Source organism: Alterotamlana spongicola, assembly GCF_035818475.1.
Taxonomy (GTDB): Bacteria; Bacteroidota; Bacteroidia; order Flavobacteriales; family Flavobacteriaceae; genus Cognatitamlana.
The window spans coordinates 1,809,905-1,833,838 of sequence record NZ_JAYMGV010000001.1; the positions used below are offsets into that span (position 1 = coordinate 1,809,905).

30 protein-coding genes are annotated in these 23,934 nt (G+C 34.0%); 25 read left to right on the top strand and 5 right to left on the bottom strand.

Going from position 1 to position 23,934, the window contains the following annotated elements; genetic code table 11:
* Window positions 1-2: 2 nt before the first annotated feature.
* The 23 genes from rplN (at window position 3) to ctlX (ending at window position 15,370) form a co-directional block, all read left to right on the top strand.
* A complete protein-coding gene (rplN, locus tag VOI54_RS07835; protein ID WP_019386277.1) occupies window positions 3-371 on the top strand; it encodes a 50S ribosomal protein L14 in 369 nt (122 codons plus the stop codon).
* A 15-nt stretch (window positions 372-386) separates the two neighbouring features.
* Window positions 387-698, top strand: coding sequence for a 50S ribosomal protein L24 (gene rplX, locus VOI54_RS07840; RefSeq protein WP_069831952.1), 312 nt, complete (start codon window positions 387-389; stop codon window positions 696-698).
* Window positions 699-700: 2 nt separating this feature from the next.
* On the top strand, window positions 701-1,252 hold the full coding sequence (rplE, locus tag VOI54_RS07845; protein ID WP_326282173.1) for a 50S ribosomal protein L5: 552 nt from the start codon (window positions 701-703) through the stop codon (window positions 1,250-1,252).
* A gap of 3 nt (window positions 1,253-1,255) precedes the next feature.
* A complete protein-coding gene (gene rpsN / locus VOI54_RS07850) occupies window positions 1,256-1,525 on the top strand; it encodes a 30S ribosomal protein S14 (RefSeq protein ID WP_167609163.1) in 270 nt (89 codons plus the stop codon).
* Window positions 1,526-1,593: 68 nt separating this feature from the next.
* On the top strand, window positions 1,594-1,992 hold the full coding sequence (gene rpsH, locus VOI54_RS07855) for a 30S ribosomal protein S8 (protein WP_326282174.1): 399 nt from the start codon (window positions 1,594-1,596) through the stop codon (window positions 1,990-1,992).
* A gap of 19 nt (window positions 1,993-2,011) precedes the next feature.
* Window positions 2,012-2,554: a 50S ribosomal protein L6 gene (gene rplF / locus VOI54_RS07860; RefSeq protein ID WP_326282175.1), complete on the top strand. Its 543-nt coding sequence runs from the start codon at window positions 2,012-2,014 to the stop codon at window positions 2,552-2,554.
* A 10-nt stretch (window positions 2,555-2,564) separates the two neighbouring features.
* Entirely contained in the window at window positions 2,565-2,921 is a 357-nt protein-coding gene (gene rplR, locus VOI54_RS07865; RefSeq protein WP_326282176.1) for a 50S ribosomal protein L18, read from the top strand.
* Window positions 2,922-2,927: 6 nt separating this feature from the next.
* The gene (gene rpsE, locus VOI54_RS07870) at window positions 2,928-3,452 is read left to right on the top strand and encodes a 30S ribosomal protein S5 (protein WP_326282177.1); all 525 of its coding nucleotides are present in this window, start codon (window positions 2,928-2,930) and stop codon (window positions 3,450-3,452) included.
* Between the two features lie 11 nt (window positions 3,453-3,463).
* Complete coding sequence (rpmD, locus tag VOI54_RS07875; protein WP_099563536.1) at window positions 3,464-3,643, top strand: 50S ribosomal protein L30; 180 nt, start codon at window positions 3,464-3,466, stop codon at window positions 3,641-3,643.
* A gap of 16 nt (window positions 3,644-3,659) precedes the next feature.
* Complete coding sequence (rplO, locus tag VOI54_RS07880; protein WP_189360233.1) at window positions 3,660-4,112, top strand: 50S ribosomal protein L15; 453 nt, start codon at window positions 3,660-3,662, stop codon at window positions 4,110-4,112.
* Window positions 4,113-4,126: 14 nt separating this feature from the next.
* A complete protein-coding gene (secY, locus tag VOI54_RS07885) occupies window positions 4,127-5,482 on the top strand; it encodes a preprotein translocase subunit SecY (protein ID WP_326282178.1) in 1,356 nt (451 codons plus the stop codon).
* A 10-nt stretch (window positions 5,483-5,492) separates the two neighbouring features.
* Entirely contained in the window at window positions 5,493-5,708 is a 216-nt protein-coding gene (gene infA / locus VOI54_RS07890) for a translation initiation factor IF-1 (protein ID WP_007094967.1), read from the top strand.
* 4 nt (window positions 5,709-5,712) lie between these two features.
* Window positions 5,713-5,829, top strand: coding sequence for a type B 50S ribosomal protein L36 (gene ykgO / locus VOI54_RS07895; protein WP_013305171.1), 117 nt, complete (start codon window positions 5,713-5,715; stop codon window positions 5,827-5,829).
* A 2-nt stretch (window positions 5,830-5,831) separates the two neighbouring features.
* Window positions 5,832-6,200: a 30S ribosomal protein S13 gene (gene rpsM / locus VOI54_RS07900; protein ID WP_326282180.1), complete on the top strand. Its 369-nt coding sequence runs from the start codon at window positions 5,832-5,834 to the stop codon at window positions 6,198-6,200.
* Between the two features lie 109 nt (window positions 6,201-6,309).
* Entirely contained in the window at window positions 6,310-6,693 is a 384-nt protein-coding gene (gene rpsK, locus VOI54_RS07905; RefSeq protein ID WP_238675662.1) for a 30S ribosomal protein S11, read from the top strand.
* 195 nt (window positions 6,694-6,888) lie between these two features.
* The gene (rpsD, locus tag VOI54_RS07910) at window positions 6,889-7,494 is read left to right on the top strand and encodes a 30S ribosomal protein S4 (RefSeq protein ID WP_136480150.1); all 606 of its coding nucleotides are present in this window, start codon (window positions 6,889-6,891) and stop codon (window positions 7,492-7,494) included.
* A 100-nt stretch (window positions 7,495-7,594) separates the two neighbouring features.
* A complete protein-coding gene (locus VOI54_RS07915) occupies window positions 7,595-8,587 on the top strand; it encodes a DNA-directed RNA polymerase subunit alpha (RefSeq protein WP_326282182.1) in 993 nt (330 codons plus the stop codon).
* A gap of 58 nt (window positions 8,588-8,645) precedes the next feature.
* Window positions 8,646-9,119, top strand: coding sequence for a 50S ribosomal protein L17 (gene rplQ / locus VOI54_RS07920; RefSeq protein ID WP_326282183.1), 474 nt, complete (start codon window positions 8,646-8,648; stop codon window positions 9,117-9,119).
* An 86-nt stretch (window positions 9,120-9,205) separates the two neighbouring features.
* On the top strand, window positions 9,206-10,309 hold the full coding sequence (carA, locus tag VOI54_RS07925; protein ID WP_326282184.1) for a glutamine-hydrolyzing carbamoyl-phosphate synthase small subunit: 1,104 nt from the start codon (window positions 9,206-9,208) through the stop codon (window positions 10,307-10,309).
* Between the two features lie 159 nt (window positions 10,310-10,468).
* Window positions 10,469-11,761: a phosphopyruvate hydratase gene (gene eno / locus VOI54_RS07930; protein ID WP_326282185.1), complete on the top strand. Its 1,293-nt coding sequence runs from the start codon at window positions 10,469-10,471 to the stop codon at window positions 11,759-11,761.
* Window positions 11,762-11,936: 175 nt separating this feature from the next.
* Window positions 11,937-13,223, top strand: coding sequence for a citrate synthase (locus tag VOI54_RS07935; protein ID WP_326282186.1), 1,287 nt, complete (start codon window positions 11,937-11,939; stop codon window positions 13,221-13,223).
* 150 nt (window positions 13,224-13,373) lie between these two features.
* The gene (locus VOI54_RS07940; protein WP_326282187.1) at window positions 13,374-14,288 is read left to right on the top strand and encodes a dimethylarginine dimethylaminohydrolase family protein; all 915 of its coding nucleotides are present in this window, start codon (window positions 13,374-13,376) and stop codon (window positions 14,286-14,288) included.
* Between the two features lie 146 nt (window positions 14,289-14,434).
* Window positions 14,435-15,370 carry a citrulline utilization hydrolase CtlX gene (gene ctlX / locus VOI54_RS07945; protein WP_326282188.1) on the top strand — a complete coding sequence of 312 codons (936 nt, stop codon included), beginning with the start codon at window positions 14,435-14,437 and terminating at the stop codon, window positions 15,368-15,370.
* 16 nt (window positions 15,371-15,386) lie between these two features.
* On the opposite strand, the gene VOI54_RS07950 is transcribed toward ctlX, so the two are convergent.
* The gene (locus VOI54_RS07950) at window positions 15,387-17,465 is read right to left on the bottom strand and encodes a tetratricopeptide repeat-containing sensor histidine kinase (RefSeq protein WP_326282189.1); all 2,079 of its coding nucleotides are present in this window, start codon (window positions 17,463-17,465) and stop codon (window positions 15,387-15,389) included.
* Window positions 17,466-17,920: 455 nt separating this feature from the next.
* On the opposite strand from VOI54_RS07950, the gene argS reads away from it, so the two are divergent.
* The gene (argS, locus tag VOI54_RS07955; RefSeq protein WP_326282190.1) at window positions 17,921-19,705 is read left to right on the top strand and encodes an arginine--tRNA ligase; all 1,785 of its coding nucleotides are present in this window, start codon (window positions 17,921-17,923) and stop codon (window positions 19,703-19,705) included.
* 103 nt (window positions 19,706-19,808) lie between these two features.
* Here the strand turns inward: argS and VOI54_RS07960 are convergent, their stop codons facing one another.
* The gene (locus VOI54_RS07960) at window positions 19,809-20,516 is read right to left on the bottom strand and encodes a class I SAM-dependent methyltransferase (RefSeq protein WP_326282191.1); all 708 of its coding nucleotides are present in this window, start codon (window positions 20,514-20,516) and stop codon (window positions 19,809-19,811) included.
* Between the two features lie 95 nt (window positions 20,517-20,611).
* Here VOI54_RS07960 and VOI54_RS07965 point away from each other — a divergent pair, with 95 nt between their 5' ends.
* Window positions 20,612-21,496 carry a LysR family transcriptional regulator gene (locus tag VOI54_RS07965; protein WP_326282193.1) on the top strand — a complete coding sequence of 295 codons (885 nt, stop codon included), beginning with the start codon at window positions 20,612-20,614 and terminating at the stop codon, window positions 21,494-21,496.
* A gap of 71 nt (window positions 21,497-21,567) precedes the next feature.
* Here VOI54_RS07965 and VOI54_RS07970 read toward each other — a convergent pair whose 3' ends face one another.
* The 3 genes from VOI54_RS07970 to VOI54_RS07980 all read right to left on the bottom strand — a co-directional run bounded on the left by VOI54_RS07970 (window position 21,568) and on the right by VOI54_RS07980 (window position 23,907).
* Window positions 21,568-21,747, bottom strand: coding sequence for a hypothetical protein (locus VOI54_RS07970; RefSeq protein WP_326282194.1), 180 nt, complete (start codon window positions 21,745-21,747; stop codon window positions 21,568-21,570).
* A gap of 128 nt (window positions 21,748-21,875) precedes the next feature.
* Entirely contained in the window at window positions 21,876-22,250 is a 375-nt protein-coding gene (locus VOI54_RS07975; protein WP_326282195.1) for a hypothetical protein, read from the bottom strand.
* 19 nt (window positions 22,251-22,269) lie between these two features.
* Window positions 22,270-23,907 (bottom strand): DUF1501 domain-containing protein, encoded by a 1,638-nt coding sequence (locus tag VOI54_RS07980; protein WP_326282196.1) that lies wholly within the window; start codon window positions 23,905-23,907, stop codon window positions 22,270-22,272.
* Between the last annotated feature and the right edge of the window lie 27 nt (window positions 23,908-23,934).

Sequence of the window (23,934 nt, forward strand, 5' to 3'; positions counted from 1 at the left end):
TTATGGTACAACAAGAATCAAGATTAAAAGTAGCTGACAACACTGGAGCAAAAGAGGTTTTAACCATTCGTGTTCTAGGTGGTACAAAAAGAAGATATGCTTCTGTAGGAGACAAAATTGTTGTTTCTGTAAAAGATGCAACTCCTAATGGAAACATTAAAAAAGGAGCGGTTTCTACAGCAGTAGTTGTTCGTACTAAGAAAGAAGTGCGACGGCCAGATGGATCTTATATAAGATTTGATGATAATGCTTGTGTTTTGTTAAACCCAACGGGTGAAATGAGAGGAACACGTGTATTTGGTCCTGTTGCCAGAGAACTTCGTGATAAACAGTTCATGAAGATTGTATCATTAGCACCAGAGGTGCTTTAATACATTATATGTAAGATGACAAAGCTTAAAATAAAAACTGGAGATACCGTAAAAGTTATTGCTGGAGATCATAAAGGATCTGAAGGTAAAGTACAAAAGGTATTAATAGAGAAGAACAAAGCGATAGTTGAGGGTGTAAACATGGTTAAGAAACATACTAAACCAAGTGCACAAAATCCTCAAGGTGGAATCGTAGAGAAGGAAGCAGCTATTCACATTTCTAACTTATCATTGTTAACTTCAAAAGGAGAAACAACTCGAGTTGGATACAGAATAGAAGGCGATAAAAAAGTAAGATTTTCAACAAAATCTAATGAAGTAATATAGTTATGGCATATTCACCTAGACTTAAAGAAGAGTATAAAAGCAGAGTAATTGCAGCTCTTACAGAAGAATTTGGATATAGTAATGTAATGCAAGTTCCTAAGCTTACTAAGATAGTAATATCTAAAGGTGTTGGAGCAGCAGTAGCAGATAAAAAGTTAATTGACTACGCAGTAGAAGAGTTAACAACTATATCTGGACAAAAAGCGATATCTACATTATCTAAAAAGGATGTTGCATCTTTTAAATTACGTAAAGGTATGCCCATTGGAGCAAAAGTAACTTTACGTGGCGAAAGAATGTATGAGTTCTTAGACCGTTTAGTGACTTCAGCACTTCCACGTGTTAGAGATTTTAACGGAATTAAAGCTACAGGGTTTGACGGTAGAGGTAACTACAATTTAGGAGTTACTGAACAAATCATCTTTCCAGAAATAAACATTGATAAAGTGAATAAAATTTCTGGTATGGATATTACATTTGTAACTACTGCAGATACAGATAAAGAAGCAAAATCATTATTAACTGAATTAGGGTTACCTTTTAAAAAGAACTAAGTTATGGCTAAAGAATCAATGAAAGCCCGTGAGGTAAAAAGAGCTAAAACAGTAGCTAAATATGCAGCAAAACGTAAAGCTTTAAAAGAAGCTGGAGATTATGAAGCATTACAAAAGCTACCAAAGAATGCTTCTCCAATTCGTATGCATAATAGATGTAAGTTAACAGGAAGACCAAAAGGGTATATGAGAACTTTTGGTATTTCTCGTGTAACGTTCAGAGAAATGGCTAATCAAGGTCTTATCCCTGGAGTAAAGAAAGCTAGTTGGTAATATTATTTAAATAATCAGGTTTAAGGTTCGAAATAATTCGAAAACCAAGACCACAAAATCAATTCATTATGTACTCAGATCCAATTGCGGATTATTTGACAAGAATTAGAAACGCAGTGCGTGCCAATCACAGAGTGGTTGAGATACCTGCTTCTAATTTGAAAAAGGACATCACTAAAATATTATTCGAACAAGGATATATTTTAAGTTACAAGTTTGATGATTCAACTGTACAAGGTACTATTAAAATAGCACTCAAGTACAATAAAGAAACAAAAGAACCGGTAATCAAAAAACTTCAAAGAATCAGTACACCAGGTTTACGTCAGTATGCCGGTGCTAATGAATTACCTAGAATCCTTAATGGCCTTGGAATTGCCATTGTTTCAACTTCACATGGAGTTATGACAGGTAAACAGGCTAAAAGAGATAACGTAGGTGGTGAAGTTTTATGTTACGTTTACTAATTTTTAATACCAGAAAGAAATGTCAAGAATAGGAAATAATCCAGTAGCCATTCCAGAAGGTGTAACAGTTGACGTTAAAGATAACGTTGTAACTGTAAAAGGAAAATTAGGAGAACTAACACAAGCGTTTGATACTGTTGAGATAAAAGTAGAGGACGGTAATATTTTAGTTACACGTTCTTCTGATAGTAAAGATCAAAAAGCTAAACATGGTTTATATAGATCTTTAATGAACAATATGATTGAAGGTGTATCTAAAGGGTGGACTAAAGAATTAGAATTGGTTGGTGTAGGTTATAGAGCATCAAACCAAGGACAAAAATTAGATTTGGCCTTAGGATTTTCTCATAACATTGTTTTGAATATAGCTCCAGAAGTAAAAGTGGAGACTATATCAGAAAAAGGAAAGAATCCATTAGTAAAACTAACATCATTCGATAAACAACTTGTTGGTCAAGTAGCTGCGAAGATCCGCGGATTTAGAAAACCTGAACCTTACAAAGGAAAAGGAATCAAGTTTGTTGGTGAAGAAATAAGAAGAAAAGCAGGTAAATCAGCTTAATAATTAAGTTATGGCATTGACAAAGAACGATAGAAGACTAAGAATAAAAAACAGAATCCGTAAGGTTGTTTCTGGTACAGGAGCAAGACCAAGATTAGCTGTTTATAGAAGTAATAAAGAAATTTATGCTCAATTAGTAGATGACGTTACTGGTAATACTATCAGTTCAGCATCTTCAAGAGATAAAGACATTAGTGCTGCAAAAGCAACTAAATCTGAAGTAGCTAAATTAGTAGGTAAATCACTTGCTGAAAAAGCTTTAAAAGCTGGAGTAGAAACTGTCTCTTTTGATAGAGGTGGTTATTTATACCACGGTAGAGTTAAACAATTAGCAGAAGGAGCTAGAGAGGCAGGACTAAAATTCTAAGAAATTATGTTTCAAAAATATAAAAGTGCAGAGTTAGTAAAACCAGGTGGATTAGATCTTAAAGATCGTTTAGTTGGTGTACAAAGAGTTACTAAAGTAACTAAAGGTGGTAGAGCATTTGGTTTTTCAGCAATTGTTGTAGTTGGTGATGAAGCAGGTGTTGTAGGTCAAGGTTTAGGGAAATCTAAAGATGTAGCTAGTGCAATTGCAAAGGCTGTTGAAGACGCTAAGAAGAACTTAGTTAGAATCCCTATCATTAAAGGGACTTTACCACATGAGCAAAAAGGTAAGTACGGTGGAGCCAGAGTAAACATTATCCCTGCTGCTCCTGGTACAGGAGTAATTGCTGGAGGTGCTGTTAGAACGGTTCTTGAGGCTGTAGGTGTACATGATGTATTATCAAAATCTCAGGGATCTTCAAATCCTCATAATGTAGTGAAAGCAACTTTTGATGCTTTGTTACAGTTAAGAGATGCGAACACTATTGCTAGAGAAAGAGGTATTACACTTGAACAAGTTTTTAACGCTTAATATAGACAGAAATGGCAAAGATTAAAGTAACAAAAGTTAAAAGCGCAATCAATCGTACGCAAAGACAAAAAAGAACTTTAGAAGCTCTAGGTCTTAAAAAGATTGGTCAAGTAAAAGAGCACGAGGCTACACCAAATATACTTGGTATGGTTGCTAAAGTTTCACATTTAGTTTCTGTAGAAGAAGCTTAAAAATATAAACTGAAAAATGGATTTAAGTAATTTAAAACCTGCAGAAGGTTCAGTAAAAAGCCAAGGAAAAAGAATAGGTAGAGGACAAGGTTCTGGAAAAGGTGGTACTGCTACACGTGGTCACAAAGGAGCTAAATCTCGTTCTGGTTATTCTAAGAAATTAGGATTTGAAGGAGGGCAAATGCCACTTCAAAGACGTGTTCCTAAGTTTGGTTTTACAAACATTAACCGCGTGGAGTATCAAGGTATCAATTTAGATACGTTACAACAATTGGTTGATGATAAGAAAATTAAGGATACAGTAGATTTTGAAACATTATTTACTAATCGTTTAGCTGGAAAAAATGATCTGGTTAAAATTTTAGGTAGAGGTGAGTTAAAAGCAAAATTAAAAGTATCTGCTCATAAGTTTACTGCTTCAGCAAAAGCTGCTATAGAAGCTGCAGGAGGAGAAGCTGTAACTATATAAGACGCATTACAAGTATGAAAATTATAGAATCAATTAAGAATGTTTGGAAAATAGAAGAACTAAGAAACAGAATCATAGTAACCTTGAGTCTGTTATTGGTTTATCGTTTTGGTGCTCAAGTGGTTTTACCAGGTATTGATGCAGCTCAATTAGGAGGTTTAGCAGATAAAGCAGATGGAGGTCTGTTGGGTTTGCTTAATGCTTTCACAGGAGGTGCGTTTGCTAATGCTTCGGTTTTTGCTCTTGGTATTATGCCTTACATTTCTGCTTCTATTGTTGTACAGTTAATGGGTATTGCTATTCCTTACTTGCAAAAATTGCAAAAAGAGGGTGCTAGTGGACAAAAGAAGATAAATCAGATTACACGTTGGTTAACTATTGCAATCTGTTTATTACAAGCGCCTGGTTATTTAGCAAGTTTACCGGCTTTAGGTATTCCACAAAGTGCATTTTTACTAGGAACAGGATTTTTATTCTATTTCTCTTCAGTAACCATTTTGGTAACAGGGTGTATTTTTGCGATGTGGTTAGGTGAAAAAATCACCGATAAAGGTATAGGTAATGGAATCTCTTTATTAATAATGGTTGGAATCATTGCTACATTACCACAAGCATTTTTACAAAATGCAGCTACTCGATTAGAAGGTGGAGGAAACGGTGGATTAATGATGGTTTTAATTGAGTTTGTTATTTGGTTTGTAATCATCTTAGCATCTATTATGTTAGTAATGGGGGTAAGAAAGATTGCTGTTCAATACGCAAGAAGAACGGCTTCTGGCGGTTATGAGAAAAGCGCAATGGCAGGATCAAGACAATACATACCATTAAAGCTTAATGCCTCAGGAGTTATGCCAATTATATTTGCTCAAGCTATCATGTTTGTACCAAGTTTAATTGGAGGGTCATCTTTCTTAAAGGAAACAACTGTTGGAGCATGGATGCAGACTAACTATTCTGATATGTTTGGATTTTGGTATAACCTTACTTTTGCTTTATTGATTATAGTATTTACTTACTTCTATACAGCAATTACAGTACCTACAAATAAGATGGCAGACGATTTAAAACGTAGTGGTGGTTTTATTCCAGGTATTCGTCCGGGCTCTGAAACATCTGAATATTTAGATAAAATAATGTCTCAAATTACCTTACCAGGTTCTGTGTTTTTAGCACTTATTGCTGTGTTCCCAGCGCTTATTGTTAAGCTAATGGGAGTACAACAAGGTTGGGCATTATTTTTTGGTGGAACCTCATTATTAATTATGGTTGGAGTTGCAATTGATACTATGCAGCAAATAAATTCTTATTTGTTGAATAGACACTATGATGGTTTGATGAAGACAGGTAAAAATAGAAAAGCAGTAGCTTAATTATTATACTATGGCAAAACAAGCAGCAATAGAACAAGACGGAACAATTATAGAAGCATTATCAAATGCTATGTTTCGTGTTGAATTAGAAAATGGTCACATAGTGACGGCACACATTTCTGGTAAAATGCGTATGCATTACATTAAGTTGTTACCAGGAGATAAAGTAAAATTAGAAATGAGTCCTTACGATTTAACTAAGGCTCGAATAACTTATAGATACTAATACGATGAAAGTAAGAGCATCAGTTAAAAAAAGAAGCGCAGATTGTAAGATTGTGCGTAGAAAAGGAAGACTTTACGTAATTAACAAAAAGAATCCTAGATTTAAACAAAGACAAGGGTAATTATGGCAAGAATTGCAGGTGTAGACATACCAAAAAACAAAAGAGGAGTTATCTCTTTAACTTATATCTATGGAATAGGTAGAAGTAGAGCAAAAGAAATTTTAGCAACAGCTAAAGTAGACGAAAGTACTAAAGTTCAAGATTGGACCGATGACCAAATTAGTGGGATTCGTGAAGCTGTTGGAGCTTTTACTATCGAAGGTGAATTACGTTCTGAAACACAATTAAACATTAAGCGTTTAATGGATATTGGATGTTACAGAGGGATTCGTCACAGAGCTGGTTTACCATTAAGAGGTCAACGTACTAAAAACAACTCTAGAACCAGAAAAGGTAGAAGAAAGACTGTTGCTAACAAGAAAAAAGCATAATTAATAAATTAGAAATTTAGTCTTTAGTCTTTTAGACGTTGGAAGGAATCTGTTTGAAATTACGGTTTAGGATTCTAGCGACTATCACTAAAACTAAGCACTAGAAAATATGGCAAAGACAAGCACAAAAAAACGTAAAGTTATAGTTGATTCTGTTGGAGAAGCTCATGTAACAGCTTCGTTCAATAATATCATTATTTCACTTACCAACAAAAAGGGAGACGTAATATCATGGTCATCAGCAGGTAAGATGGGATTTAGAGGTTCAAAGAAAAACACGCCTTACGCTGCTCAATTAGCTGCTGAAGATGCTGCTGGAGTAGCACAAGAAGCTGGATTGAAAAAAGTAAAGGTTTATGTTAAAGGGCCTGGAAATGGTAGAGAATCTGCTATTCGTTCTATCCACAATGCCGGGATTGAAGTAACAGAAATTATTGATGTTACTCCATTACCACATAATGGATGTCGTCCACCAAAAAGAAGAAGAGTTTAATCACGTTTTTACTAACGCGATATAAATAAAGCAAATAGAGAAATTAATATCATCTGGTTTACAGATGGTGTTAATTTTTTGTGTAAATTTGCAAACTGAAAAAAAATAATTAACAAGTATTAACGAGAGATCAACGATTATCGAAGGATAAGATTAAGACCTTAATTCATAATCACTCTCAAAACAAATTTTAAAATGGCAAGATATACTGGTCCTAAAACTAAAATAGCTCGTAAATTTGGCGAAGCTATCTTCGGAGACGATAAGTCATTCGAAAAAAGAAATTACCCTCCAGGTCAACACGGAAACAACAGAAGACGTGGAAAGAAATCTGAGTACGCAATCCAACTTCAAGAAAAGCAAAAAGCTAAGTATACCTATGGTATCTTAGAGCGTCAGTTTAGAGGGTTGTTTAAAAAAGCAAGAGCAGCACAAGGAATTACTGGTGAGGTTTTATTACAACTTTGTGAATCTAGATTAGACAATGTAGTATTCAGAATGGGAATTGCTCCAACTAGAAGTGGTGCAAGACAATTAGTATCTCACAGACACATTACAGTAAATGGAGAGTTAGTAAACATACCTTCTTACCAATTAAAAGCGGGAGATGTTGTTGCTGTAAGAGAAAAATCAAAATCACTTGAGGCTATAGAAAGATCACTTTCTAACTCAAGTAATGTTTATGAGTGGATTACTTGGAACGATGATACAAAACAAGGAACTTATGTTTCTGTTCCTCAAAGAATTCAAATTCCGGAAAACATAAACGAGCAATTCATCGTCGAATTATACTCTAAATAATAAATTAACAACATTGGTATTTAGCCAAAGGGTTTATTTGTACTTCTTCAAACTTATAAACCGCGCAACTAAATAACAATTAAAACGAAGAAATAAAATTATGGCAGTATTTAATTTTCAAAAGCCCGACAAAGTAATCATGATTGACTCTACTGATTTCGAAGGTAAATTCGAATTCAGACCATTAGAGCCTGGTTACGGTTTAACAGTAGGTAATGCATTAAGAAGAGTTTTATTGTCTTCTTTAGAAGGATTTGCAATAACATCGGTTAGAATTGAGGGTGTAGATCATGAATTTTCGGCAATCGCTGGTGTAGTTGAAGATGTAACAGAAATCATCTTAAACTTAAAGCAAGTACGCTTCAAAAGACAAATTGAGGATGTTGATAATGAATCAATCTCTATCTCAATCTCAGGACAGGATAGAATTACAGCCGGAGACTTCCAAAAATTCATTTCAGGATTCCAGGTATTAAATACAGAATTAGTAATCTGTAACTTAGATCCTAAAGTGAACCTAAATATGGAAATCACTATTGAAAAAGGTAGAGGATATGTTCCTGCTGAAGAAAATAAGAAAGCTTCTGCACCAATAGGTACAATTTTTACAGATTCAGTTTATACACCTATAAAAAATGTTAAGTACAGCATTGAAAACTATCGTGTTGAGCAAAAAACGGATTATGAAAAATTAGTTTTTGAAATCATTACAGATGGTTCAATCACACCACAAGATGCTTTAACAGAAGGTGCAAAAACTTTGATTCATCACTTCATGTTATTCTCTGATGAGCGTATCACTTTAGAAGCTGATGAGATTGCACAAACTGAAACTTATGATGAAGAATCACTTCATATGAGACAATTGCTTAAAACAAAGCTAATCGATATGGATTTATCTGTACGTGCGCTTAACTGTTTAAAAGCAGCTGAAGTTGATACTTTAGGAGATTTAGTATCATTCAATAAAAATGATTTAATGAAATTCAGAAACTTTGGTAAAAAATCTTTAACAGAGCTGGAAGAGCTTGTTAATGTTAAAGGTTTAAACTTTGGAATGGATTTAAGCAAATATAAATTAGATAAAGATTAACAAATCATAATTTGCTCCTCAATAGTGAGTTGAAGCAAGATGATTAAATTTAAATGTCATGAGACACGGAAAAAAAGTAAACCACTTAGGTAGAAAGACTGCTCACAGAAAAGCAATGTTGGCAAATATGGCATGTTCATTAATTGAGCATAAACGTATCAATACAACGGTTGCAAAAGCAAAAGCTTTAAAACAATTTGTTGAGCCAATGATTACTAAATCTAAAGTTGATACAACGCATAACAGACGTATTGTTATGGCTAACCTTAGACAAAAAGAAGCCGTTACTGAATTATTCAGAGATGTAGCTGTAAAAGTTGGAGACAGACCAGGAGGTTATACTAGAATTATTAAACTAGGAAATCGTTTAGGTGATAATGCTGATATGGCAATGATAGAACTTGTTGATTATAACGAGATCTACAATGCAGGAAAAGCTAAGAAGAAAACAACAAGAAGAAGTAGAAGAGGTGGTTCTAAACCAGTTGCTGCTGCTCCAGTTGAAACTCAGGCATCAAACGAAGAAGAATAAATGTTGATAAGCATTTAAAATATAAAGGATAAACTATTTTAGTTTATCCTTTTTTTTGTGCAATTTTGTAAAACTTTTCGAAAAAAATGAAATATCAAAAAAGACAAAAAGCCATCGTACTTCTTGCAGATGGCACAATTTTCCATGGTAAGGCAGTAGGTAATAAACAAGGAACATCATTTGGTGAAGTTTGTTTTAACACAGGAATGACAGGTTACCAGGAGATCTTTACAGACCCTTCATACTATGGTCAATTAATGGTAGCTACCAATGCACATATTGGAAACTACGGTACTAATGTTGATGAGGTGGAGTCTGACTCAATTAAAATTGCCGGGCTAATAGTTAAAAATTTTAGTTATGAATATTCCAGAGATGCGGCTGATGATTCTTTAGAAAACTTCTTAGACAAGAATAATCTATTAGCTATATCAGATGTAGATACAAGAGCTTTAGTAAGCTACATTAGAGACCACGGAGCTATGAATGCCGTTATATCAACAGAGGTAGATAATATAGAAGGTTTAAAGAAGCAATTGTCTGAAGTACCCAATATGGAAGGTTTAGAATTAGCTTCAAAAGTGTCCACTAAAGAACCCTACTATTTTGGAGATGAAAATGCAACTTACAAAGTAGCAGCATTAGATATAGGGATTAAAAAGAATATCCTTAGAAATATTGCAAGCAGAGATGTTTATATAAAAGTATTTCCATACAATTCCAAGTTTGAAGATTTAGAAGCATTTAATCCGGATGGATACTTTTTATCAAATGGACCTGGAGACCCGGAACCATTAATTGAAGCTCAGGAAGTTGCTAAAGAGATTATAAAAAGAGATTTACCTTTATTTGGTATTTGTTTAGGACATCAGGTGATTGCCCGGGCAAATGGTGTTTCAACTTATAAAATGCATAATGGGCATAGAGGTATTAATCACCCTGTAAAGAACATGATTACGGGTAAAGGCGAGATCACGTCACAAAATCATGGATTTGCAGTAAATAGGGAAGAAGCAGAAGCAAATCCGGAGTTAGAAGTCACACATGTGCATTTAAATGATAATACAGTAGCAGGATTGGCTATGAAAAATAAGAATGTATTCTCTGTTCAGTACCACCCAGAGGCAAGTCCGGGACCACATGATTCATCTTATCTCTTTGATCAGTTCATAGAAAATATCAAGAAATAGAAAATGTTCAAAACCTCAATAACAGTTGGCTTTTATTGAGGTTTTGTTTTACTAAAACGTTATAGATGATATTTTGTTAATTTCTTCAAAAACATCTCAAAACAAACAAGATTTAGCCGTAAATTTGAGGCGATAAAAAGTATAAAAAACAAAGCAATTATGAGCGCAATAATTAATGTCCATGCGAGACAAATCCTGGATTCAAGAGGAAATCCAACCGTTGAAGTAGATGTAGTAACTGAGAGCCATATATTAGGAAGAGCTGCTGTGCCGTCAGGAGCATCAACTGGAGAACATGAAGCTGTAGAATTAAGAGATGGTGGAGATGCTTATATGGGCAAAGCTGTTTTAAAGGCTGTTGAAAATGTAAATACTGTAATTGCAGAAGAATTATTAGGAGTTTCGGTTTTTGAACAAAACCTTATTGATAAAATAATGATTGATTTAGATGGAACACCAAATAAATCAAAATTAGGGGCTAATGCCATTTTAGGAGTGTCTTTAGCTGTAGCTAAGGCTGCTGCTAATGAGTTAAATATGCCATTATACAGGTATGTAGGAGGTGTTTCAGCAAATACACTACCTGTACCAATGATGAATATTATTAATGGAGGTTCTCACAGTGATGCTCCAATCGCATTTCAGGAGTTTATGATCATGCCGGTAAAGGCTAAAGATTTTACTCATGCCATGCAAATGGGTACTGAGATTTTCCACAACCTTAAAAAAGTATTACACGACAGAAATTTAAGTACTGCTGTTGGTGATGAAGGAGGGTTTGCTCCAAACTTAGAAGGCGGAACAGAGGATGCTTTAGATACAATTGCTAAAGCTGTTGAAAACGCAGGATACAAATTCGGTGATGAAATTATGATCGCTTTAGATTGTGCTTCAGCTGAATTTTTTGTTGATGGAAAATATGACTATAAGAAATTTGAGGGAGATACTGGTGTTGTAAGAACAAGTAAAGAGCAAGCAGAATATTTAGCCGAACTAACTTCTAAATACCCAATTATTTCTATTGAAGATGGTATGGATGAAAACGACTGGGAAGGTTGGGGTTATTTAACAGAGTTAGTTGGAGATAAAGTGCAATTAGTTGGTGATGATTTATTTGTTACTAATGTAGAGCGTTTATCAAGAGGTATTGAAAATGGTATTGCAAACTCAATCCTAATCAAGGTAAACCAGATAGGGTCTTTAACAGAAACTATAGCAGCTGTAAATATGGCTAAGAATGCAGGTTATACTTCAGTAATGTCTCACCGTTCAGGAGAAACAGAAGATAATACCATTGCAGATTTAGCAGTAGCTTTAAACTGTGGTCAAATTAAAACAGGATCTGCATCTCGTAGTGATCGTATGGCAAAATATAACCAGTTACTTAGAATTGAAGAAGAACTAGGTGATGTTGCTTATTTTCCACAAGAAAAGGCATTCAAGATAAAATAAGAATTACATTGAATTATAAATAAAAAAGCGATTATTTTTTAATAATCGCTTTTTTATTTAGTATCAATTTTGACAATATGTTAATTGATTAAAACATTCGGAATAATCTTTAAAAATAGGGGTATATTTCGTAATTTAGCGTTCCGCAAAAACAAAATTAATTCACAAAAAGCATATGGCAAATACAGCTACGATTGAAATTGATGGAAAAAAGCATGAATTTCCTTTAGTAAAGGGTTCAGAAAATGAAGTTGCAATTGATATTTCAAAACTTAGAGCAACAACTAACGGTGTAATTACTCTTGATTCAGGGTATAAAAATACAGGTTCTTGCGAAAGTGCTATTACATTCTTAGATGGAGAAAAAGGTATTTTAAGATATAGAGGGTATGATATAGCAGAATTAGCTGAAAGAGTTGATTTTTTAGAGGTTGCCTATTTATTGATTTTTGGTGAATTACCAACAAAAGAACAGAACGATAAGTTTCATGATGATATCAAAGCGGAATCAGTTGTAGATGAAGATGTAAAGAAAATTTTAGAGGCTTTTCCTAAGTCTGCACACCCCATGGGAGTAATTTCTTCATTAACAAGTGCATTAACCGCTTTTAACCCCTCTTCTGTAGATGTAAATTCTGAGGAAGATATGTATAAATCGGTAGTTAGAATTCTTGGTAAAATGCCTGTGCTTGTGGCATGGACAATGCGTAAAAAACAAGGGTTACCATTAGATTATGGTGATGATTCTTTAGGTTATGTGGAAAACCTTCTAAAAATGATGTTTGCTAAGCCTAATAAAACTTATGAGCAGAATCAAGTGTTGGTTGATGCTATGGATAAGTTATTGATTCTACATGCAGATCATGAGCAGAATTGTTCTACTTCAACAGTTAGAATTGTGGGCTCATCACATGCGGGATTATTTGCTTCATTATCTGCTGGGATTTCTGCATTATGGGGACCACTTCATGGAGGAGCTAATCAAGCCGTTTTAGAAATGCTTGAGGCAATACAAACTGATGGCGGTGATACTAAAAAGTATATGGCAAAAGCTAAAGATAAGAGCGACCCATTTAGATTGATGGGCTTTGGTCATCGTGTTTATAAAAACTTTGACCCTCGAGCTAAAATTATTAAGAAAGCTGCAGATCAGGTGCTACATGACTTAGGGATTGATGATCCTATTTTAGATATAGCAAAAGGATTAGAAAAAGAGGCTTTAGAAGATCCATATTTTGTAGATAGAAAACTATATCCTAACGTAGATTTTTATTCTGGTATTATTTACAGAGCTATGGGGATTCCTACAGAGATGTTTACAGTAATGTTTGCCATTGGTAGGTTACCGGGTTGGATTTCACAATGGCGAGAAATGCGTTTACGTAAAGAACCAATTGGAAGACCAAGACAAGTTTATATAGGCGAGACCGAAAGAAAATTTGTTCCGGTTGAAGAAAGATAACAACTGAATAAGTTTAAAGAATTGTTAAGTTTCATGATGTTTTCATGAAACTTTTCTTTTTTATGCTAATATTTTTGAAAATAATTTAAAAACTGTGTAATTATTGTTAGTTTTGAACCTTTAATTAGCAAACATTTTTTGATATAAAGTATGTTGAAATTAAATGTGAAAAACGAGACCTCGAGATTACGCTCTGTGGTTCTTGGTACAGCCCAAAGTAATGGCCCCATACCAAATATAGAGGATTGTTATGATCCCAAAAGTATTGAACACATAAAAGCAGGAACATATCCTATGGAAGCGAATATGATTAAAGAACTGGAAGCTGTATTGAACGTCTTCAAAAAATATGATGTAGAGGTTTACAGGCCGGATGTTATTAAAGACTGCAATCAGATTTTTTCAAGAGATATCGCCTTTGTGATTGATGATATCATGATTGAAGCCAATATTTTACCCCATAGAGAAGAAGAGGTTCATGCTATTGATTATATATGGAATCAGGTAGATCCGGATAAACGGATTATATTACCAGAAGCCTGTCATGTAGAGGGTGGTGATGTGATGCCATGGAATGACCATATTTTTATCGGAACTTATTCTGGAGATGATTATGCTAGCTATATAACAGCAAGAACCAATACGGATGCCGTGATAGCTATACAAGAATTGTTTCCTCATAAAACAATAAAATCATTTGAGCTTCGTAAATCAAATACCAACCCTAAAGAAAATGCATTGCATTTAGATTGTTGTTTCAACCCCATAGGAAAAGGCAAGGCCATCATTCATAAAAACGGATTCTTAATTGAAAAAGAATATGAATGGTTAGTCAATTTCTTTGGAAAAGAAAACATCTTTGAAATCACAAAAGATGAAATGTATGATATGAACAGTAATGTGTTTTCAATTTCTGAAGATGTAATTATTTCAGAACAAAACTTTACCAGATTAAACCATTGGCTGAGAGCACAAGGATTTACAGTTGAAGAAGTCCCTTATGCAGAGATTGGTAAGCAGGAAGGTTTATTAAGGTGTACTACAATGCCACTTTTTAGAGATTAGCTTTAGAGTCATAAAGTATTTTAACGCTTTGCTCCTAAAGTCAAAGAAGGTATCTCAATTTTGCAGATAAATTAAGTGAGCACCAGAAAGATAATGACCATTTATTACAAGAAATAGTTATACTTTTATCATAAATTTTTAAGACTATGCAACAAACTACAAATACCATTTTAATGGTACGTCCTGTAAGCTTTAGAATGAATGAGCAGACTGCTGTAAATAACTATTATCAAAAGGTTTTAGAAGCCATGATGCCGGAGACGGTTAATGCAAAAGCACAGCAGGAGTTTGATGCTTATGTAGAAAAATTACGAGCTATAGGAGTACGGGTTGTGGTTGTAAATGATACCCATGAGTTTGACACGCCAGACTCCATCTTCCCGAATAACTGGGTGTCATTTCACGAAAATGGTAATGTAGGCTTGTATCCTATGTTTGCTGAAAACAGACGTGTTGAGCGCCGTGAAGATGTTCTAATTGAGTTGGAAAAAGAGGGTTTTGCTATAAATCAAATAGTTGATTATACCAGTGCAGAAGAAGAAAACGTATTTCTTGAGGGAACTGGAAGCGTATTATTAGACCGTGTTAATAGAAAAGCGTATTGTGCATTGTCTCCCCGAGCAGATGAAGATTTGTTTATAGAATTTTGTGAAGATTTTGAATATACTCCTGTTGTTTTCACGGCTAATCAAACCGTAAATGGAGATAGGATGTCCATATATCATACCAATGTTATGATGTGTTTAGGAGAAACTTTTGCTGTTATTTGTTTAGATAGTATTGATAATAAGAAAGAACGCAAAAATGTAATCAAGCACCTTAAAGAAGACGGCAAAGAAATAGTAGCTATAACTGAAGATCAAGTGAATAACTTTGCTGGTAATATGTTACAAGTAAAAGGTAAGAATGATGCGTTGGTTTTGGTTATGAGTCAAGCTGCATATAATTCTTTAACAAAGGTTCAAATTTCTACATTAGAAAAGCATACAAATATATTGTCTAGTTCTTTAGATACTATTGAAGCTTGTGGCGGTGGAAGTGCTCGTTGTATGATGGCCGAAGTGTTTTTACCTAAATCTTAGTTGCTTTTAAATATAATTAAGATGAAGGCCTTGATTTAGGCAATTGTACATAGAATGTACTGCCAACGCCTTGTGTACTTTCTACCCATATTTTACCATTATTTAGTTCAACCAATTCCTTGCAAATAGAAAGCCCTAAACCGGTGCCTTTTTCATTATCGGTTCCCATAGTGGTGAATGAACTGTTTTTAAAGAGCTTATCCATATTCTGTTTTGAAATGCCAATACCTGTATCAGCAACACTTATAATACAACTTCCGTTACTGATATGATTTGAAATTGTAATAGTATCACCGCTTTTACAGAATTTTAAGGCATTAGCAAGCAAGTTTTGAACAACAATTTCAAACATACTTCTATCCGCATATGCAAAATCCCTCAATGAATGATCAACCAAGGTAATTCCTTTATTCTCAATACGTTGTTCAATAAGTTTTACTTTACTTTCAAAAACTTCCTGAATGTCAAATAAACTAGGCTTAGGTTCAAGAGATTGCATTTGTGATTTTGACCAGTTAAGTAAGTTGAATAAAAGTAAGGAGGCATTATTGGCATTCTCACTTAATTCAGGAATTAAATTATCAAATTCTTCTCTGGATAAAGACCCATCTTTTAAAAGATCAATGAAGCCGTTTATGGAAGATAGTGAATCCTTTAGGTCATGAGAAACAATAGAGAATAGTTTGTCTTTAACATTATTCACATTTTCCAGGTGTTTAGTCTGTTCTAAAAACGCTTCATTTTGTAATTCAATTTTAATGTTTTTCTCTTCCAGTTCCTGGGTATACTTAATGTTGTTGTTGCGTTTTAAATAAATTAAGACTAAAAAAGTTGAAACAATGGCTAGTGCAGCTAGTAAGGCGTAAAATATTAACTTGAATTTATCAAACCGTCTACTGGTTTCTAAAGCATTTTCGTCAGTAGTTGTTTGTGCTACTTGTTCAGTATTATTATTTAGTGCAGGAGGATCAAAATCAGTAGATAATTCTAATTCACCCGGGGTCTCTATTTTAGTATTTACAAAAACTTCTTTTTTCTTTAGGCTATTATTCAACTCATAATATTCACGCTGCCAGACAAAAGCTCTGTCAAACCGTTTTCTAATAGAATCTAAAGACTTCATCAACTTATAATGTCTTAACAATTCCGTTTTATTGTCAATATTTTTTGCAATTTCGCCGGCTTGAAGAAGTTGTTTTTCAGCTAAAACCAATCTATTTTGCCGTAAATTTAAATCTCCCAGGTTATTTAAAGCTATGAGTAACCCGGCATCATTTTTACCTTTTATATTGATATTATACCCCTGTACTAAATATTTTGAGGCTTTATCATAATCGTTAAACTTTAGATATTCTCCACCAAGTTTAGGTAATATTAGTCCACGAACAGAGTCATTTTTTGAAACTTCACTTTGTAATACTTTTTCATAGAAGTCAACGGCCCTTCTATGTTCTTTTTTGTTGGAATAAAGCTCAGCTAATTTAATACTGGAATCATTAATACCTTTAACGTCATTCAATTGCTCTTGAATAGATAAGGCTTTTAAATAAAACTCCAGGGCTTTATCATTAGCATGAATGTTATAATATGCTCTTGCTAAATTGCTATAGGCTATATTGAGTTCATTAACCAGTCGCCTTTTTTCAAGCTCTTTTATTGCAGCCAACGAGAATTGTAAGCCCTTATTATAGTTGCCTCTTTTTATTTCTATTAAACCAATGCTGTTGTTTACTTTGGCTACACCTAGAGTATCCTTTAATCTACTGAATAATGATTTTGATTTTTCATAACCACTAACGGCATTGATATAATCATCTTTTTCAGCATAGATCAAAGCTTTGTAGTAAGTGATTTCGGCAATGCCTTGTTCGTAACTTAAGGTGTTGGAAAGTTTTTCACTTTCTATAATATACTTTAAGGCCCTGTCATAATCCTGGATTTCGTATAAGGATTTAATAAGGTTTAAAGACGTGTCAACTTTTGAGGAGTCTTGATTTTGAAAAGCTAACTCCAGCGCAAGACTATCTATATCATTAGTTTGTGAAAAACCAATAGAAATAGTTAACAAGATCACCAAAGTAATTATTCTCCTCATATAACAGTTAAAAAACAACCATAAATAAAGCTATAAAATGTCTTAAATTGAGGGAAAAATAAGATGACTTTATTACGTTGTAATTATTAGTTTGTTAGTTTCCACTTTCATGGATATAATAGCTTTACCTAACAAAAGTTGGAAAAAGGCACTTTAAAATCTAATTTTTAGGATTTAATACCAATAAATTAGACGAAATGAGGCCCCAAAAATCGCATAAAAATCGACGAATAGATGAACGGTAAAAATCATAGAAAAAAAGCACTTTTGTCGATGAAATGCACGTTTAAATTTTAATATTTTTCAGATTTTGCGTAAATAACTGACGGTCAATTTGTTAGTTTAAATTAAGGGGTTTAGGGGGGTATGTGAAAGAAGCCCTGATTTAGCTTTGTTCTAATTACTGGAAAAACGTAAAAATCTTGTTATCTTTGCAGGCTTAAAATACATTGTAAATGAGTCTTCAGGATACCTTATCAAATTATGTAAAACAGGCGGTTAAATCCAGTTTCAATATAGAACTGGAATCTATAGAATTCCAGGCCACCAGAAAAGAGTTTGCCGGAGATATTACGGTTGTTGTTTTTCCTATGTTGCGTTTTATTAAAGGTAACCCGGTTCAAATAGGGGAAACCATAGGACAATATTTGGTTGAAAAAATAGCAGATGTTAAAGCATACAATGTGGTTAAAGGCTTTTTAAATGTTGAGATAAGTGATTCGTATTATATCAACTTTTTTGATGGCATTAAAGATGAGGAGGACTTTGGACTTGTTCAGCCAAATACAGAAGATAAGGCTATCATGGTGGAATATTCATCACCAAACACCAATAAGCCCTTACATTTGGGGCACATTAGAAATAACCTTTTAGGTTATAGTGTGTCTGAAATTTTAAAGGCTTCAGGAAAGAAGGTTTATAAAACCCAGATTATTAATGACCGGGGCATTCATATTTGTAAAAGTATGCTGGCCTGGGAAAAATTTGGAAATGGTAAAACTCCGGAGAATACAGGTTTGAAAGGAGATAAACTGGTTGGAAATTATTATGTAAAATTTGATCAGGAATACAAAAAAGAAATTCAGGATTTAGTGGCCCAGGGCACTGATGAGGAAGTCGCTAAAAAGAGTGCTCCTATTTTATTGGAAGCACAGGAAATGCTTCGCAAATGGGAATCGGGAGATAAAGCCGTTGTGACTCTTTGGGAAAAAATGAATGGTTGGGTTTATGACGGTTTTGATGAAACGTATAAGAACCTGGGAGTAGACTTTGATGTGTTGTATTATGAAAGTAAGACCTATTTGTTAGGAAAAGAGTTTGTTACAGAAGGTTTAAGTTCCGGAGTGTTTCATAAAGAAGACGATGGGTCGGTATGGTGTGATTTAACCGATGAGGGACTGGATAAAAAGATAGTATTACGGGCCGATGGTACCGCTGTATATATGACCCAGGATATTGGTACGGCTATTCAAAGAATTAAGGATCATCCTGATGTTGGTGGTATGGTTTATACGGTTGGTAATGAACAGGATTATCATTTTCAGGTGTTGTTTTTAATTCTAAAAAAGCTTGGTTTTGAGTGGGCTAAAAACTTATATCATTTAAGTTATGGTATGGTAGATCTGCCTAGCGGAAAAATGAAAAGTAGAGAGGGTACTGTAGTTGATGCTGATGATTTGATTACAGATATGGCCAAAACAGCTGAAGTGATCTCAGAAGAATTGGGTAAACTTGATGGATATTCTGAATCTGAGAAAAAAGAGCTTTATAGAACTATTGGTTTAGGGGCTTTAAAATATTATATCTTAAAGGTAGATCCTAAAAAGCGTATTTTGTTTGATCCTAAAGAGTCCATTGACTTTCAAGGGAATACAGGACCTTTTATTCAATATACCTATGCCAGAATCCAATCTATTTTAAGAAAAGCCAATTTAAGTACTCATGTCAAATTGAGTGAGGTTGAATTAACATTACACGAAAAAGAGAAAGAACTGCTAAAGCAACTCCAATTATTCCCGGAGGTTATTCAAAATGCTGCAGAAAACCATAGTCCGGCCTTAATTGCAAACTATACCTATGATTTGGTCAAGGCCTTTAACTCTTTCTATCAAAATGTCTCTATTTTAGGTGCTGACAATGATAATGAGAAAACATTTAGAGTACAACTATCTAACACAGTAGCAAACACCATTAAAAATGCGTTTGGTTTGTTAGGAATTCAGGTTCCTGAACGGATGTAGAGCTGATAATAAGAGGTGCGTTTCGCATTGGGAACTTTGCAAATACGCACATAGCTTTTGGTTTAATACTGACCAATGTTTTTTATGCATTGTTGTATGTAGACTATTTTATACCTCCAAAAGCACCAAAACACATATTCTTATGTAAGATTTCGGTTTTTCTAAACCCTGACTTTTTCATTAATTCTAACTGATAGGTCATTGATCTAGGAGAGTCTTCTTTTTCTACATAGTCTAAGACCTTTTTTCTGTATTCTTTTCCATCTATACTCTCTAAATAATCACCATAACGTTCCCAGGTGTATTTATGTACCGCATGGGTCTCTTGGCTTATTAAATCTGAAATCATCAAGCATCCTCCCGGTTTAAGTAGATTATATAGTTTTTTGAATGTTGTTTCCCAATCTTTATCGTCACGCAAATGATGTAATACTGCTCCAGCCAATATGATGTCAAAACTATTTTCTTTCAAATCCACTTCTCGGATGTCCCCTTGAATGATTTCTACTGAATTACTTGTTTTAGTTGAAACTCTTTCTTTTGCTTTATCTAACATAGGTTTACTCAAATCAACCAAAGTACAATGTAGGTCGGGAATTTTACCTAACATTTTTAAACTGTAATTTCCTGCACCGCAACCAATATCTAATAAACTTTGAGCATTAGGTTTTATTCTTTTAGAAGTTTCGGTTAAAAGCTCAAGAGATATTTGAGCATCAATTGTTGCAACTTGACCAGTATCCAGATTAGAAAATCGTTCAACATCATTATCAAACCGTTCTTTAATTTCTTCTACTGTTGATTTATTCATCGTCTTAAGATTTAAATGATTTTCAAATGTATTTGTTTTTTATTTGCTTTAAAAAGACTTAATTTGTTAATTAATAATACTTTAAAAGTATCATTATGGAATTAAGACACTTAAGATATTTTTTGGCTGTAGCGGAAGAATTAAACTTTACTAAGGCTTCAGAAAAACTTTTTATTTCTCAACCACCTTTAAGTAGACAAATAAAAGAACTTGAAAATGAAATTGGAGCTAAACTATTTGAGAGAAGCAACAAAAAAGTCACACTAACCGAAGCAGGCAGATATTTTAAGAAAGAAATAGTCATTCAATTACAAGACTTAGAGTCAATAGTTTTAAAAACTAAAAAAATCTCAGAAAATGTAAGTGGAGAATACAGAATTGGATATATAAGTTCTACCTTTTCAGGTACTGTTACTAGGCTTGTTCAATTCTTAACAAGTAAATATCCTTATCTGAATATTAAATTATACGAAGTTTCTACTGAAAAACAAATCTTAGCATTAGAACAAAGTAAATTAGATTTAGCGATTATAAGGGGACCTCTGATATCTGAAAAAATCACATCGGTATTGTGGTTTAAGGACTCCTATTCATTAGTTTTTAATAACAAATTAACTAGAATGGAATGCATTGAGGACTTAGCTGATTTGAAAAATGAGATTTTTGTCTTTTTCAATAAAGACTATGCCCCTGCATATTATAATTCTCTTCTTGAAATTTGCTCTCAATATGGATTTATGCCAAATGTTGTTCATGAGTCAAATAATATTAATTCTATAATTCAATTAGTAAAAAATGGTTTAGGAGTTTCTATTGTGCCAAGTAGTTTGAAAAAGAGTCATATTTATCCGGAATTATCATTTTTAGATTTAGATAATAAGTTTTCTACTGATGTTTTATTAGCAACACCTAGAAAGGAAGAATCTCAGGTTACAGATTTGGCTATGTCTTATTTATTAAGGCAATCTTCACATACATAAAACGGTTAAGCTAAAGGTCTGTGCCAATGGTTTTTGTAGGTTGTAAAATGAATTTAATCTAAAATCAAGTGTTAAAAAATGACTTTGTCAGTTTCTTTCCCTATTTCCTCCTCGTTTTTATCAACCTGTTCAATTTTAAATTTAGGTGTGTTATCTTTTCTATAAAATGTGATAGGTACCGGTAATGCGGAGGCTAAGGCTACCATAAGGATTAAAGCTACAAGTCTTAAGGCTTTCTTTAAAGTCTTCATAGATATATGTAATATGAGATGTCATCAAATAGATTGATGGCATATAGAGTTCCTTTTTCAGGAATTCTTTTTAGATTTAAATATTAAATGTGGGTTGACTGCTAAGAGATCGCAGACAAAAAATGATATTACTCTATATTGAAGCCCAGATAATTGCTATGGGTAGTTTTAGCAATAAGATGTTGTTCCTCATGCTGATAATCCAAAAACTGTAATACCGCTTCTTTTTGAGATTTTAGTGTTACTGAAAAATCAAAAGTATGGACGGTTAAAAACCATTTAAAAGTAAAAACGGTGTATTGATTAACCGGTATTTTTAAGGTTTTGCTAAGGGCTTTATAAGGGCTGTCCTCAACGGTAAGTTTTTGGTTATTTTGATGGACAAGCTCGGTTTGCGGCCTTTGGGGTTTAGAAGTCGTTCCAACAAAACCCGAAAATGACACTAAACTTATGAGTAGCAGTAAAACACCGATAAGGCTTTGTATTTTTCTTAAAAACAGCATAGTACAAATATACTACAATTTAAATTTTGATTACTTTATGGATTTCCTTTTTACCGGTAGCTACAATTTCAAAAATATATACACCGTTACTTAAATGGAATAAATTCAAGCTTAGTTTTCCATTAATAATGTTACCAATTGCATTGATTAATAATATTCCGGAACTGTTATAAATCCTATAAGCTATAGATTCATCATCATCTATTCCTGAAATATTAACAGTATCCCTAAACGGATTAGGATAAACTAACCAACGCTTTTCTTCGGTAGTAGGTGCATTGGGAGATAAATTGCCATTAAAGCACTCATTACTAAGTTTAAATTCTGCTTTTAAAATGTCATCCAGTTTCATATTAGTAAAACTGTCATTTAGCGTATGGTTGAAAAATGTTGCGTCAATAACGGCGTTATCGGCTCCTAAAAAGTTTTGAAGCAGGGTAGCAAAGGTTTGCCTGTAGTCATACTGAACCGTTTGTATTTGGTAATTGTTAGAACTTGTGGCTTCTGTTAAGTCGGGATTAGTCCCTGAAACACCTCCGGCTACCGGCTTTCCAAAAACAAACATGGGGGCTATCTCCCCATGGTCTGTGCCAAAATTACCATTTTCCCTGGCCTTTCTTCCAAATTCTGAAAAGGTCACACCAACAATATCATCGGCTATGTTTTGACCATCCAAATCGTTCATAAAGGCTTCAAGGGCTCCGGATAATTCGGTAAGCAAGCTGTGATGCCTCCCTGTAATATCTCCAATCCCTTGTACCTGGGAGTTATGGGTGTCAAAACCTGAAATTCTCACCATATATATTTTTGAACCCAGATCACCACTTATCAAACGCGCCACTGTTTTTAACTGGTTCGATAAATCAGTATCCGGATAAGTGACATCATTTTGACCACCGTTAAAGGCACTGGATATGGATTCGGCATAGGTATTGGATAAGGTATCTGTATTATTAATAAATTCTAATTGTTTTCCATAATCAGAATCAGGGATATTTGTAGGAGGTAACCCTCCTAATCCGCTAAGGACACTATAAAAACCGGCAGGATCTTGTCCTGTAATATTTAAGGATAGGCCATGGGCTTCTTCGGCATGAAACCCCAGTGAGGTTTTATTGGAACCAATTTCAACGGCCAATGGAAAGGTCTCTACTATTAAATCTGCATAATACTGTTCCATAAAGCGTCCCATCCAACCGGTATCTGTACCATTTAAGATACTGTTGCCGTCGTTTCCAGTCAAATATAAATCGGTAGACTTAAAATGGCTTTTATTTTGTGACGGATAGCCAACAGATTGCATAATACGTAACCAACCCTTATCATAAAGTGATTTAAAACCGGTAAGTGCCGGGTTTAGGCCTATTTGTTGATTGTCCTGTAGCGTGGCATCCAGTGTTATATATTTACTTAACCCCGATTCCGGAACTTTTATGGTGGGTCTTAAATTACTATAAGTATCATATTGATTTAATGGAACGATAGTATTTAAGCCGTCATTGGCCCCGGCTAAATTTATAAGTACCAATTTTCTATTTGAAATATCCGGACAAGCCATGTAAGGCACAAAAGACTTTAATGCAGCCTGAAGTTGGATAGGCGTTAAACCTGCCACTGAAGCTGATGCCGAAAGTTTTATAAAATGTCTTCTTTTCATTATAACATCTTTAAGGGTGACCTTTAT

Coding starts and splice junctions, on each gene's coding strand:
- rplN (WP_019386277.1), top strand. CDS start 3: ATGGTACAACAAGAATCAAGATTAAAAGTAGCTGACAACACTGGAGCA.
- rplX (WP_069831952.1), top strand. CDS start 387: ATGACAAAGCTTAAAATAAAAACTGGAGATACCGTAAAAGTTATTGCT.
- rplE (WP_326282173.1), top strand. CDS start 701: ATGGCATATTCACCTAGACTTAAAGAAGAGTATAAAAGCAGAGTAATT.
- rpsN (WP_167609163.1), top strand. CDS start 1,256: ATGGCTAAAGAATCAATGAAAGCCCGTGAGGTAAAAAGAGCTAAAACA.
- rpsH (WP_326282174.1), top strand. CDS start 1,594: ATGTACTCAGATCCAATTGCGGATTATTTGACAAGAATTAGAAACGCA.
- rplF (WP_326282175.1), top strand. CDS start 2,012: ATGTCAAGAATAGGAAATAATCCAGTAGCCATTCCAGAAGGTGTAACA.
- rplR (WP_326282176.1), top strand. CDS start 2,565: ATGGCATTGACAAAGAACGATAGAAGACTAAGAATAAAAAACAGAATC.
- rpsE (WP_326282177.1), top strand. CDS start 2,928: ATGTTTCAAAAATATAAAAGTGCAGAGTTAGTAAAACCAGGTGGATTA.
- rpmD (WP_099563536.1), top strand. CDS start 3,464: ATGGCAAAGATTAAAGTAACAAAAGTTAAAAGCGCAATCAATCGTACG.
- rplO (WP_189360233.1), top strand. CDS start 3,660: ATGGATTTAAGTAATTTAAAACCTGCAGAAGGTTCAGTAAAAAGCCAA.
- secY (WP_326282178.1), top strand. CDS start 4,127: ATGAAAATTATAGAATCAATTAAGAATGTTTGGAAAATAGAAGAACTA.
- infA (WP_007094967.1), top strand. CDS start 5,493: ATGGCAAAACAAGCAGCAATAGAACAAGACGGAACAATTATAGAAGCA.
- ykgO (WP_013305171.1), top strand. CDS start 5,713: ATGAAAGTAAGAGCATCAGTTAAAAAAAGAAGCGCAGATTGTAAGATT.
- rpsM (WP_326282180.1), top strand. CDS start 5,832: ATGGCAAGAATTGCAGGTGTAGACATACCAAAAAACAAAAGAGGAGTT.
- rpsK (WP_238675662.1), top strand. CDS start 6,310: ATGGCAAAGACAAGCACAAAAAAACGTAAAGTTATAGTTGATTCTGTT.
- rpsD (WP_136480150.1), top strand. CDS start 6,889: ATGGCAAGATATACTGGTCCTAAAACTAAAATAGCTCGTAAATTTGGC.
- VOI54_RS07915 (WP_326282182.1), top strand. CDS start 7,595: ATGGCAGTATTTAATTTTCAAAAGCCCGACAAAGTAATCATGATTGAC.
- rplQ (WP_326282183.1), top strand. CDS start 8,646: ATGAGACACGGAAAAAAAGTAAACCACTTAGGTAGAAAGACTGCTCAC.
- carA (WP_326282184.1), top strand. CDS start 9,206: ATGAAATATCAAAAAAGACAAAAAGCCATCGTACTTCTTGCAGATGGC.
- eno (WP_326282185.1), top strand. CDS start 10,469: ATGAGCGCAATAATTAATGTCCATGCGAGACAAATCCTGGATTCAAGA.
- VOI54_RS07935 (WP_326282186.1), top strand. CDS start 11,937: ATGGCAAATACAGCTACGATTGAAATTGATGGAAAAAAGCATGAATTT.
- VOI54_RS07940 (WP_326282187.1), top strand. CDS start 13,374: ATGTTGAAATTAAATGTGAAAAACGAGACCTCGAGATTACGCTCTGTG.
- ctlX (WP_326282188.1), top strand. CDS start 14,435: ATGCAACAAACTACAAATACCATTTTAATGGTACGTCCTGTAAGCTTT.
- VOI54_RS07950 (WP_326282189.1), bottom strand. CDS start 17,465: ATGAGGAGAATAATTACTTTGGTGATCTTGTTAACTATTTCTATTGGT.
- argS (WP_326282190.1), top strand. CDS start 17,921: ATGAGTCTTCAGGATACCTTATCAAATTATGTAAAACAGGCGGTTAAA.
- VOI54_RS07960 (WP_326282191.1), bottom strand. CDS start 20,516: ATGAATAAATCAACAGTAGAAGAAATTAAAGAACGGTTTGATAATGAT.
- VOI54_RS07965 (WP_326282193.1), top strand. CDS start 20,612: ATGGAATTAAGACACTTAAGATATTTTTTGGCTGTAGCGGAAGAATTA.
- VOI54_RS07970 (WP_326282194.1), bottom strand. CDS start 21,747: ATGAAGACTTTAAAGAAAGCCTTAAGACTTGTAGCTTTAATCCTTATG.
- VOI54_RS07975 (WP_326282195.1), bottom strand. CDS start 22,250: ATGCTGTTTTTAAGAAAAATACAAAGCCTTATCGGTGTTTTACTGCTA.
- VOI54_RS07980 (WP_326282196.1), bottom strand. CDS start 23,907: ATGAAAAGAAGACATTTTATAAAACTTTCGGCATCAGCTTCAGTGGCA.